This is a genomic window from Angustibacter luteus, assembly GCF_039541115.1.
GTDB lineage: Bacteria > Actinomycetota > Actinomycetes > Actinomycetales > Angustibacteraceae > Angustibacter > Angustibacter luteus.
The window spans coordinates 1,031,822-1,042,879 of record NZ_BAABFP010000002.1; the positions used below are offsets into that span (position 1 = coordinate 1,031,822).

11 protein-coding genes and 1 tRNA gene are annotated in these 11,058 nt (G+C 71.5%); 7 read left to right on the forward strand and 5 right to left on the reverse strand.

Annotated elements, in window-relative coordinates; all coding sequences use genetic code 11:
- Nucleotides 1-24: 24 nt before the first annotated feature.
- From ABEB17_RS05010 to ABEB17_RS05020, 3 genes are read right to left on the reverse strand one after another with little or no spacing between them, the layout of a single operon-like run.
- Nucleotides 25-828, reverse strand: a complete 804-nt coding sequence (locus ABEB17_RS05010; RefSeq protein ID WP_345715490.1) for an ABC transporter permease — start codon at nucleotides 826-828, stop codon at nucleotides 25-27.
- Nucleotides 825-1,748: an ABC transporter ATP-binding protein gene (locus ABEB17_RS05015; RefSeq protein ID WP_345715491.1), complete on the reverse strand. Its 924-nt coding sequence runs from the start codon at nucleotides 1,746-1,748 to the stop codon at nucleotides 825-827. The genes ABEB17_RS05010 and ABEB17_RS05015 overlap by 4 nt, the downstream gene beginning before the upstream one ends.
- Before the next feature lie 57 nt (nucleotides 1,749-1,805).
- Nucleotides 1,806-2,570 (reverse strand): DUF4386 domain-containing protein, encoded by a 765-nt coding sequence (locus tag ABEB17_RS05020; RefSeq protein ID WP_345715492.1) that lies wholly within the window; start codon nucleotides 2,568-2,570, stop codon nucleotides 1,806-1,808.
- 121 nt (nucleotides 2,571-2,691) lie between these two features.
- On the opposite strand from ABEB17_RS05020, the gene ABEB17_RS05025 reads away from it, so the two are divergent.
- Both ABEB17_RS05025 and ABEB17_RS05030 read left to right on the forward strand, forming a co-directional pair.
- Complete coding sequence (locus ABEB17_RS05025) at nucleotides 2,692-3,423, forward strand: TetR/AcrR family transcriptional regulator (protein ID WP_345715493.1); 732 nt, start codon at nucleotides 2,692-2,694, stop codon at nucleotides 3,421-3,423.
- A gap of 214 nt (nucleotides 3,424-3,637) precedes the next feature.
- A complete protein-coding gene (locus tag ABEB17_RS05030) occupies nucleotides 3,638-4,924 on the forward strand; it encodes an alpha/beta hydrolase (RefSeq protein WP_345715494.1) in 1,287 nt (428 codons plus the stop codon).
- Between the two features lie 99 nt (nucleotides 4,925-5,023).
- Here the strand turns inward: ABEB17_RS05030 and ABEB17_RS05035 are convergent.
- Nucleotides 5,024-5,104, reverse strand: a tRNA-Tyr gene (locus tag ABEB17_RS05035).
- An 83-nt stretch (nucleotides 5,105-5,187) separates the two neighbouring features.
- Between ABEB17_RS05035 and ABEB17_RS05040 the strand changes: the two genes are divergently transcribed.
- Genes ABEB17_RS05040 through ABEB17_RS05050 form a run of 3 tightly spaced genes read left to right on the forward strand, consistent with a single transcriptional unit; the run spans nucleotide 5,188 to nucleotide 7,851 of the window.
- Nucleotides 5,188-5,676, forward strand: a complete 489-nt coding sequence (locus ABEB17_RS05040) for a YajQ family cyclic di-GMP-binding protein (protein WP_345715495.1) — start codon at nucleotides 5,188-5,190, stop codon at nucleotides 5,674-5,676.
- A 25-nt stretch (nucleotides 5,677-5,701) separates the two neighbouring features.
- Nucleotides 5,702-6,979, forward strand: a complete 1,278-nt coding sequence (locus tag ABEB17_RS05045; RefSeq protein WP_345715496.1) for an alpha-hydroxy-acid oxidizing protein — start codon at nucleotides 5,702-5,704, stop codon at nucleotides 6,977-6,979.
- Nucleotides 6,976-7,851: an alpha/beta hydrolase family protein gene (locus tag ABEB17_RS05050; RefSeq protein WP_345715497.1), complete on the forward strand. Its 876-nt coding sequence runs from the start codon at nucleotides 6,976-6,978 to the stop codon at nucleotides 7,849-7,851. The genes ABEB17_RS05045 and ABEB17_RS05050 overlap by 4 nt, the downstream gene beginning before the upstream one ends.
- Here the strand turns inward: ABEB17_RS05050 and htpX are convergent.
- A complete protein-coding gene (gene htpX, locus ABEB17_RS05055) occupies nucleotides 7,839-8,708 on the reverse strand; it encodes a zinc metalloprotease HtpX (RefSeq protein ID WP_345715498.1) in 870 nt (289 codons plus the stop codon). The genes ABEB17_RS05050 and htpX overlap by 13 nt on opposite strands.
- Before the next feature lie 151 nt (nucleotides 8,709-8,859).
- Here htpX and ABEB17_RS05060 point away from each other — a divergent pair, with 151 nt between their 5' ends.
- Together ABEB17_RS05060 and ABEB17_RS05065 are read left to right on the forward strand one after the other, a co-directional pair.
- Nucleotides 8,860-9,462 (forward strand): TIGR03086 family metal-binding protein, encoded by a 603-nt coding sequence (locus tag ABEB17_RS05060; RefSeq protein ID WP_345715499.1) that lies wholly within the window; start codon nucleotides 8,860-8,862, stop codon nucleotides 9,460-9,462.
- A 36-nt stretch (nucleotides 9,463-9,498) separates the two neighbouring features.
- The gene (locus ABEB17_RS05065; RefSeq protein WP_345715500.1) at nucleotides 9,499-11,052 is read left to right on the forward strand and encodes an integrin alpha; all 1,554 of its coding nucleotides are present in this window, start codon (nucleotides 9,499-9,501) and stop codon (nucleotides 11,050-11,052) included.
- Nucleotides 11,053-11,058 lie beyond the last annotated feature (6 nt).

Consider the following 11,058-nt stretch of genomic DNA (forward strand, 5'->3'; position numbering starts at 1 on the left):
CGCGCTCCTTCGGATGCTGGTGGGCTACTTGACCTCTGCGCGGGTGGAGAGAGCGACCCCGATGGCCAGCGGGATGACCAGCCAGACGACGCCGGTGACGGCGATGTTGGCCCACTGCTCGCCGGTCAAGGACGTGTCGAAGACGAAGAGTCCGGCCTGGGCGAACTGGATGTCGATCCAGGGCTGCAGGGTGTGGAACCAGTGCTGGCTGGTGGCGAGCAGGCCGAAGACGGTGGGGATGAGGAAGGTGTAGATGAAGTAGGTGACGATGGCGCCGGTCGAGTTGCGGATCAGGACGCCGAGCATGAAGCCGATGAGCAGGCTCAGGACCATGCCCAGGACGTAGTACAGGCACTGGATCATGGTCACGTCCCAGACCAGCGGGGCGCTGGTGAGTGCGGCGCCGAGCAGGTTGCCGAGCGCACCGACGGCGAAGGTCAGTGCCATGGCGGCAATCGCGATGATGACTGACGCGATGGCCTTGGCGCCGATGATCCGGTTGCGATGCGGGACAAGGGTGAACGTGGTGAGGCCGGTGCGCTGGCTCCACTCGCTGGTGACGGCCAGGATCGCGATCAGCGGCAGGATGATCACCACCGGGAAGCGGATGGCGGTCGCGAAGGTGGAGTAGGTCATCTGGTCGTCCGGGGCGAACAGGATGACGCCGATCGTGGCCAGCACGGCAGAGATCCCGATGCTCGCGATCAGCCAGAAGCCGGAGCGGGTGTCGAACATCTTGCGGAGCTCGACCCCGGTGATCCGGGTCAGCGGCATCGTGGCGACGGAGGCTCGAGGGGCGTGGACGGCGCCGACCGCGATGGCGGTCATGCCACGGCCGCTTCGGGTCGGGTGGCGGGAGGGCCCTCGCGTTGGCTGGCGGAGGTCAGCTCGAGGAACATCTCCTCCAGGCCGGCTCCCTCGGCGGCCCGCAGCTCGGTGAGCGCGATGCCTGCGTCCAGGGCGACCTGGCCGACGAGGGCGGCGTCGGCGTCGGTGCGCACGGCGCCGTCCCCGGTCGGGCTGGCGACCAGGCCCCGCTCGTGCAGGGCCATCCCGAGCGCTGGCATGTTGGTGGCCCGCACGATGGTGCCGGCCGCCTGCAGCAGCTCGGTCTTGGTGCCTCGCGAGACGATGCGGCCGAGCCCGATCATCACGATGTCGTCGGCGATGACCTCGATCTCGTGCAGCAGGTGCGAGGAGAGCAGGACGGTTCCACCGCGGTCGGCGTAGCCGCGCAGCAGGTCACGCATCCACCGGATGCCGGCCGGGTCCAGACCGTTGGCCGGCTCGTCCAGGATCAGCACCTCGGGATCGCCGATCAGGGCGGTCGCGATGCCCAGTCGCTGTCGCATCCCCAGGGAGTACTCGCCCACTCGGCGGGAGGCCTCGTCCGGGGTGAGGCTGACGACCTCGAGCATGTCCTCGACGGTGTGCCGCGGCAGTCCCATGTAGCGCTGGGCCAGGGTCAGGATCTCCCGACCGGTGCGCCCGGCGTGCTGCGCCGAGGCATCCAGCAGCACCCCTACCTCGAGACCTGGGTTCGGCAGGTCCGAGAACTGGCGACCGGAGACCGTGACGGTTCCAGAGGTGGCTCTGGTCAGCCCGACCATGATCCGCATGGTGGTGGACTTCCCGGCGCCGTTGGGACCGAGGAAGCCAGTCACCCGGCCGGGGGAGGCGGTGAAGGAGACGTCGTCCACGGCGAGGACGGTGCCGTACTTCTTGGTCAGTCCTTCGACGGTGATCACGGACGACCCCTCCTAACGGAGGTGTGAGGAGCTGCCAACTACCTGGACGGAGTCTGGTCAGCCGACGGGCATCGGCTCCGGCCGAGCCTCGGGCAGCTCGCCGGGCAGCACAGCCGGCGGGGCGGGGGGCGAAGCCATGTCCGCGGTGAGCGGGGAGGGGTTGAAGCCCTTGAAGGTCATCCAGAGCCCGAACGTCAGCTCCCACAGGGCGATGAGCAGGGCGAGGAAGAACGCCGCCGGCGAGAACTGGTCGAAGACGCCGAACATGGTGCACAGCACCGAGATCAGCAGCAGCGGGGAGCCGATCAGCCCCATGGTGGGGATGATCCGGGGCACCAGACGGGACTGGTACATGACGCTGCCGATGAGCAGTGCGCTCAGGGCGGGCATGAGCCCGGGTCCGAGCAGCACGGTCCAGTCCCGCAGGGCGACCAGCGCCTGGCCGCTGGTGACCAGCGACCCGGTGTCCGCTCCGGCCCTGCCGGCCACGTCCTGGCGCACCGTCACGATCGCCATGAGGGCGACGATGCCGCTGAAGATGATGGCGGCCTCCATCACCCGGGTGGTGACGAAGCCGAGCGCGCGGGCCTCGCTCTGTCGTTTGGCGACCGGGAAGAGGACGACGGCCGTGCCGACGCCGGCGAGGGCGTTGATCACGTCCAGCACGCACCCGAGGATGACCCGGTTGTCGCTGCCCGAGCCGAGGATGTAGTCGGAGTGGTTCAGCACCGGGTTCAGCAGGATGACCGCCGGGATGCTGGCGACGAAGGTGACTAGGTAGAGCACGCCCGCGATGAGGGCGACCCGTCGGATGGGACTCATGTGGAACCACCTGCTCAACACATGCGGTGTACGGCGTACACCTGGCATCTCGCAAGGTACGGTTTACGCTGTACACCTGTCAAGGGCGGCCCCTCGGCCACCTCGAGAGGAGGGGCAGCAGATGGCTCAGCCGACTGAGGCGGCCCGGCGCGTCCCGCTCAACAAGGACCGGGTGCTGGAGGCCGCCGTCGCGTTCGCCGACGACGCCGGGATCGAGTCGCTCAGCATGCGCAACCTCGCCCAGGGGCTGGGGGTGGTTCCGATGGCCCTGTACAAGCACGTCGCGAACAAGGAGGAGCTGCTGGACGGCATGGTCGACGTCATCGTGACCGAGATCGAGCCGGCGGTCGCCACGACGGACTGGCGCACCGCCGTCCGGCAGCGTGTCCTGTCCGCCCGACAGGCACTGCTGCGTCACCCCTGGGCGTCTCGCGTCATCGAGACGCGCACGTCGCCGACGCCCCTGGTCCTGGCCTACCTGGACTCGATGATCGGGCTGTTCCGGGCCGGCGGGTTCTCCATCGACCTGACCCACCACGTCATGCATGCCCTCGGCAGCCGCATGTGGGGTTTCACGCAAGAGGTGTTCGACGCCGCACAGACCTCGGAGAGTGTCGATCCACGAGTTCAGGCGGCGATGATCGACCAGATGGGCGGCCGGTACCCGCACATCGCGGAGCTCGCCATGGGCGCCTCCCACGAAGGGTGGTCCGTCGTGGGGCCGGGGTGCGACGACCAGTACGAGTTCGAGTTCGCACTCGACCTGCTGCTCGACGGATTCGAACGCCTCCACCACCAGGGCTGGACCTCGACCCGGCCACTCGCCCCAAGCGTCCCGGAACGTCGGGTCTAGCCCGACCGTCGGCCCCGCACCGTCCGGAGGGTCTACTGTCCAGCTGACGGCACGTGCCCCAAGTGCAGACGGCTGTACTCGCGCGACGCCAGTGCAGCGAATCGAGTCCATCGTGACGATGACCCCCGTCCCCGTGCCGAGTGCCACGCCAGGGGACGGGTCAAGTGCCTGGTCACCCGCCGTCCCCGAACCACGGGGGCACATCGGTTGGGTCGTGTTCGGGTCGTTGGCGGTCGGACTCCTCGCCGCACTGCTCCTGGTCGCCGCCCCGTTCGTCGCCGATGAGCCACGCGCCGTCACCGGTGCGGTCCTGTGCGGGTTCGCGCTGGGCTGGACGATGTTGGCCGTGCTCTCGGTGCGGTTGACCGACCAGCCTCAGGCCTGGGCCATGGTTCCCGCCGCGTTCATGGGGCTCGGTGGCCTCCTCCTGCTGCTGTTCGGCTCCTCGGTGGACACGGTGCTCAGCTGGGTGTGGCCGCCCACCTTGCTGGCGCTCGTGGTCTGGATGGTGGTGCAGGCCCACCGGCACTTGCGGAGCCGCAGCCGACGCTGGCTGCTCTACCCAGTGCTCGCGACGTTGGCGCTGGCCGCCGTGGGCGGCGCCTACGAGACGGTCAGCGCCGCCACCGACAACCCGCCTGCCATGTCCGGCCAGTCCGTCGACGTCGGTGGCCACTCCCTCCGGCTCCACTGCACCGGAAGTGGCAGCCCCACGGTCGTGCTGCAGCCCGGGGGTGGCGCGCTGTCCTCGGACATGGGCTGGATCGCGCCCCGGGTTGCCGCCGACACCCGCGTCTGCGTGTACGACCGCCCCGGTCGCGGCGGGAGCGACCCGGTCAGTACCCGCGAGGACGCTTCCCAGATCGCGACCGACCTGCACACCCTGTTGCTGGGCGCGAACGTCCCCGGGCCCTACGTGCTGGCCGGGCACTCGTTCGGTGGGCTCTACGTGCTCACCTACGCCGCCCGGTACCCCGATGAGGTCGCCGGGATGGTCCTCGTGGACACCACTGCACCGCACAAGACGCCGCCTGCCGCAGCCTCCGCCGACCCGAACGCCTACTACCCCCTGGGCCGGGTCACCACCCTGCTCTCCACCACTGCTCGCCTTGGTATGACCCGCCTGTACGCGCCGATCGAGGCCGGCACCCTGCCGCCCACGTCAGAAGCCGAAGCGCAGGCCAACCTCGCCACCGGCGCCAACCTGCGCAGCTTCGTGGACGAGTTCGCCCAAGCCAGCGCCTCGGCGACCGAGGCAGGGGCGTTCACCGACTTCGGCGCCAAGCCCTTGCTCGTGCTCACCGCCGGGACCGGAAGCGACGCCGACCTGCTCGCCAGCCATGAGCGGCTCGCGGGCATGTCGACCAACAGTGCGCACCGCGTCATCGACGGCGCGAGCCACCAGGAGCTCCTCTGGGACGAGCGGGACTCGGCCGCGACGAGTCAGGCGGTCCTGGACGTCGTCGCAGCGATCCGAGCCACGGCACCCCTGGCCCCGTAGCGCCGGCCAGGTTGGCGAGCGTCGAGCCGAAGGGATCAACCGCAAAACACGAAACCCCCACGCGAGGTGAGGGTCAGGTGTCTGGTGGAGTCCAACCAGTGGCAGGTGAAGGATTCGAACCTTCGAAGCTTTCGCGACGGATTTACAGTCCGCTCCCATTGGCCGCTCGGGCAACCTGCCGTGCCGCAGCCGGGAGTGACCCCCTGCCGCGACGGATGGAAGGATAGCAAGGACGCACCCCAGATCTGAAAACGGAGGACCCCATGGCCGACTCGTCGATGGACGTCGTGAGCAAGGTCGACCGTCAGGAGGTCGACAACGCGCTCAACCAGGCCGCGAAGGAGGTCGCCCAGCGGTACGACTTCAAGGGCACCGACGCGTCGGTGGGCTGGAGCGGCGAGACCATCCTGATCAAGGCCAACAGCGAGGAGCGCGCCAAGGCCGTCCTCGACGTCCTGCAGACCAAGCTCGTGCACCGCGGCGTCTCGCTGAAGTCCCTGGAGTCCGATGACCCCAAGCCCTCCGGCAAGGAGTTCCGGATCGAGTCCACCCTGAAGGAGGGGCTCAGCCAGGAGAACGCCAAGAAGGTCTCCAAGCTGATCCGCGAGGAGGGCCCGAAGTCGGTCAAGGCGCACATCCAGGGCGACGAGCTGCGGGTCACCAGCAAGTCCCGCGACGACCTGCAGGAGGTCCAGCGGATGCTCAAGGCGGCCGACCTCGACGTGGCGCTGCAGTTCACCAACTACCGGTGAGCACGCGGTGAACTGGGGGCGGTCGGTGCAGGCCGCCATCTACCGCGAGGGCGTCTTCGGTCGCCGTCCGGTGGTGCCGACGTCCCCTTCCGCCCTCGAGCACGCGGCGCGGCGGCGGATGAGCCGCCGCGCCTACGCCTACGTGGCCGGGTCCGCCGGTCAGGAGCGCACCGCCCAGGCCAACGTCGACGCGTTCGAGCGCTGGCAGATCGTGCCGCGCATGCTGCGCGACGTCTCGACCCCGGACGTCGGCCTCGACCTGTTCGGGGACCACCTGCCCGCACCGCTGCTGCTGGCCCCCATCGGGGTGCTGGAGATGGCCCACCACGAGGCCGACCTCGCCGTCGGGCGCGCGGCCGCGTCCCTCGGTCTGCCGGCCATCCTGTCCAGCCAGGCGTCCCGGCCGATGGAGCAGGTCGCGGACGCGATGGGCACGACGCCGCACTGGTTCCAGCTCTACTGGAGCAACAACGACGACCTCGCCCAGAGCTTCGTGCAGCGCGCCGAGGCCAGTGGCGCGAGCGCCCTCGTGGTCACGCTCGACACCCACTCCCTGGGCTGGCGCACCCGCGACCTGGACCTCGCGTTCCTGCCGTTCGCGCACGGCCTGGGCATCGCGCAGTACACCTCGGATCCGGTCTTCGCCGACCTGGTGGCCCAGCGCGTGGCCAGCGGCAGCCGCGCCGACGGGCACCAGCCGCGGCCCACGCCCGCCGCCGTCCGGGCGCTGGTGTCGATGGCCCGGCACTACCCCGGCGACGACAGCCTGACCACCCGGCTGCGCTCGCCGCTGCCGCGCGCCGCCGTCGAGACCTTCCTCGACGTGTTCTCCCGGCCCTCGCTGACCTGGCGGGACCTCGGCTGGCTCCGCGACCAGACGACCCTGCCCATCGTGCTCAAGGGAATCCAGCACCCGGACGACGCGGCGCAGGCTCTCGATGCGGGTGTCGACGGGCTCGTGGTCTCGAACCACGGCGGTCGCCAGGTCGACGACGCCATCGGCTCCCTGGACGCACTGCCCGGCGTCGTCGACCGGGTCGACGGGCGGGTGCCGGTGCTGTTCGACAGTGGGGTGCGCTCCGGCGCCGACGTCTTCGTGGCCCTGGCCCTCGGCGCCACTGCCGTCTGCCTGGGCCGACCCTGGGTCTACGGGCTGGCGCTGGCCGGTGAGCGCGGCGTCCGGACGGTGCTGCAGCACGTCGCCGCCGAGCTCGAGCTGACCATGGCCCTGGCGGGCTGCGCGAGCCTGGCCGACGTCGACCGCCGCGCCGTCACCCCGGCCGGCCGCGACCGCACTCCGTGAGCCGGCCGACCCGGCCGACCCGACGTCAGGTCCTCGGCGGTGCGCTGGCGAGCGCCCTGCTGGCCGGCTGCGGCGGCCGGGACGACGGCCGCGCTGCCGTCCCCGACGCGCGCCGACACACCTACCGGTACGGCGCGGACGACGTCCAGGTCGCCGACCTGCTGCTGCCGACGACCCCCGCCAGCCGGGTCGCCGTCCTGGTGCACGGCGGGTACTGGCAGGCGGAGTACCGCAAGTCGCTCGAGGACCAGGTCGCCGCTGACCTGGTCAGCCGCGGCTGGGCGGTCTGGAACATCGACTACCGCGGGATCGGCGGGGGCGGCGGGTGGCCGACCACGTTCACGGACGTGGCGAGCGCCACCGACCTGCTCGCCACCGCCGCCGCCGAGCACCACCTCCCGACGGACGGCGTCCTGGCGGTGGGTCACTCGGCCGGTGGCCCGCTGGCGCTCTGGCTCGCCGCCCGCTCGAACCTCGGAGCGCGGGCGCCGGGCGGACGCCCGAAGGTCCGGGTGGTCGGCGCCGTCAGCCAGGCGGGCGTCAACGACCTGGCGGCCGGCTCTGAGGCAGGGCTCGGTGGCGGTGCCGTCGACGACCTGATGGGTGGGACGCCGGTCGAGCAACCCGCGCGCTACGCGGTCGCCGACCCGCGGCTGCTGGTGCCGCTGCGGGTTCCGCTGCTGGTGGTCACCGGCGGTGCCGACGACGTGGTGCCGCTGGAGCAGTCCACCGGGTTCGCCGCGGCCGCCCGGGCGGACGGGGACGACGTCCAGCTGTCAGTGGTACCGGGCGAGGACCACGGCGCGCACCTGGACCCGACGTCGACCTGCTGGCGGACGACGCGGGACTGGCTCGAGGCTCAGCGGCGGTAGCCGGCCTTTGCCTCCAGCCGGGCGATGCGCTCGGCCATCGGCGGGTGGGTGCTGAAGAGCTTGCTGATCCCGTCGCCGCGGAACGGGTTCGCGATGAACAGGGTGCTGGCGTTGACCAGGTCGCGGTCCGGGGGCAGCGGCAGCTGCTGGGTGCCGGTCTCGAGCTTGCGCAGCGCGGACGCGAGGGCGAGGGGGTCGCCGGTCAGGGTCGCACCGTCCTCGTCCGCGTCGTACTCGCGGGTCCGGCTGATGGCGAGCTGGATGACGGTGGCAGCCAGGGGGGCGGCGATGGCGATCAGGATCATCGCGAAAGGGTTGGGCCGGTCGTCGTCGTCCCCACCGAAACCGCCGCCGAAGAAGAGCCCGATCTGGGCGACCGAGGTGATCACGCCACCGATGGCGGCGGCGACGGACGAGGTCAGGATGTCCCGGTTGTAGACGTGCATGAGCTCGTGGCCGAGGACGCCGCGCAGCTCGCGCTCATCCAGCAGCTGCAGGATGCCCTCGGTGCAGCAGACGGCGGCGTTGCGCGGGTTGCGTCCGGTGGCGAAGGCGTTCGGCGCCATGGTGGGCGAGACGTACAGCCGCGGCATGGGCTGCTGCGCGGCGGTCGACAGCTCGCGCACGATCCGGTACATCGCGGGCTGCTCGGCCTCGCTCACCGGGTGGGCGTGCATGGCCTTGATCGCTAGCTTGTCGCTGTTCCAGTAGCCGTAGCCGGTCATCACGACACCGAGCAGCGCGAACGCCCAGATGTACTGCCCGCCCTGGAACACGGCGCCGATCATCAGCAGCACGGCGAAGATGCTCGCGAACAGCAGCGTCGTCTTCAGCCCGTTGTAGTGCTGGTGGCCCATCTCACCCTTCCGTCCGTCGTCCGATCTCGAAGCATCCACCCGGCTGCCCGAACGATCAACGTGCGACGGGTGCCTGGACGTTCCCGCTCGGCTAGCGATGATTCTGCCGCCCCCGCGAGGTCTGCCCCACGAAACCTCCGGAAGGACACCCATGCCACCGTTCGACCTGCACGCCGCAACCGCCGAGGTCGCCCGCGTCGCCGCCCGGGTGCGCGACGACCAGCTGACCGCTCCGACGCCGAGCGTCGACACGGTCGCGACCCTGCTGGACCACCTGCTGGGGCTGTGCCTGGCGTTCACCTGGGGCGCGCAGAAGCAGGAGCCGCCCGTCGGCGGTGGCCCCGGGCCGGGGTCGGCGGACGGCTCCCGGCTGGACCCGGGGTGGCGCACCGAGCTGCCGCAGCGGTTGGCAGCGCTGGCCGCGGCCTGGGACGACCCGGCCGCCTGGACCGGCGAGGCCACGGTCGGGGGCGTGACGATGCCGGGTGAGGTGACGGCGTCCGTCGCGCTCGACGAGGTGGTGATGCACGGGTGGGACCTGGCGGTCGCGACCGGTCAGGAGTTCACGTGCGACCCGGTGAGCGCGGAGGTGGTGCTGGCCTTCACCGCGGCATCCGCCGCTCCCGAGGCGGCACCGATGCGGAAGGGGCTCTTCGGCCCCGTGGTGCCGGTGCCGGACGACGCCCCGGCGTTCGCGCGGGCACTCGGGTTCGCCGGCCGTGATCCGGCCTGGAGACCCCCGACCAGGGACTAAGGTGCACGCGTCGACCCGCCGCCTGGAGGTGCGCCCATGCCCGTCCGCAGCCCCGTCGCCGTGGTCTCCCTAGCCCTGCTGGCGTCGGTCCTCCTGGGGCTGACCCCGGACCGGGCGGCGGCCGCCACGACCTGCGCCGCCGGCCCGGACGACGCGACGACCGCCAGCAACCAGGACGTCGACCACGACCTGTCGAGGTACCCCGACCACGTCATCGGCATCCCGAGGGAGGTGTCGAAGGCGGGGGTGATCGAGCTGCGCTCGACGACCGGGCTGATCCAGCGGCTGACGGAGTCGTCGTTCACCGGCGGCCCCGCGCGGGTCGCCGGCGACGGCTTCGGGACCTCGGTCGCGTTCGTGGACGCCAATGCGGACCGCTGCGCGGACGTCGCTGTCGGCGCCCCGGGCGCCTCCGCCGGCCGCGGCGCCGTCGTCGTTGCCCTCGGCTCGACCACCGGCATCCTCGGCACGGGATCGGTGCGGCTGACCGGCCGCACCCCCGGCGAGCACTTCGGCGCCGTCGTGGTGGCGGTCGGGCAGGACCTGTTCGTCGCGGCACCGGATCGGACGGTGTCCGGACGCGCCCGAGCCGGCGCCGTGGACCACTACCGGGTCGGCACCGGCGGTGCCCCGACGTTGCTCGAGACGCTGACCGAGGACACCCCTGGCGTACCGGGTGTCTCGGAGGCCGACGACCGGTTCGGCTCGGTGCTGACTGGGGCCACCCAGGCCAGCGGTGCACCGCAGGCCAACGGTTCCTGGCTCGTGGTGGGCGAGCCGTCCGAGGACAACGGCACCCGGCGCGACGCCGGGTCGGTCACCGTCCTGTCGTTCAACGACACGACGCACCGGCTGTCCCTCGGCCGGGTGGTCGCGCAAGGCGTGGCCGGCACCCCCGGCGTGAGCGAGACCGGGGACACTTTCGGCGCCGCGGTGGCGTTCTGGGGTGACCCCGCGGAGTCGTACCTGGCCATCGGCACGCCGGGCGAGGACGTCGGCTCGCATCGGGACGGCGGGCAGGTTCAGACCTTTACCGGGATGCTCGGAACCGCCCCCCTGCGGCCGTCCGCCAGCTTCACCCAGGACTCCCCGGAGGTGCCGGGCGCCGTCGAGGCCGGCGACCAGTTCGGGGCCAGCCTGCAGGCCGGCTGGTTCGCCGTCGCGCAGGGCGGCTGCAGCGGGCACAACGCCATCGACCTGGCCGTCGGCGCTCCCGGCGAGGACCTCGGGTCCCGCCGGGACGCGGGGACCGTGACCTTCGTCCCGCTGGGCCCGACCCGACCGAGCGAAGCCTGGTGTCGGCATGCCTGGTACCAGGGCGGTCCCGGGGGCATCTCCGCCACCGCGGAAGCCGGTGACCGCTTCGGTGCGGTCCTCGGGCTCGGCGCCGGCGGCTACCTGCCGGCCCAGCCCTACCCCCAGGGGCAGCCACCCACGGAGCTGCTGATCTCGGTCCCCGGCGAGGACGTGGGCAGCAAGGTCGATGCGGGCGTGTTCCACACGTTGATCGTCGACCTCGTGACCGGCATCGACTTCGGCGGAGCGGCCGGGACCGCGTTCGGCAGCGTGTTCGCCGGCTCGGCGAGCTGAGAGCCG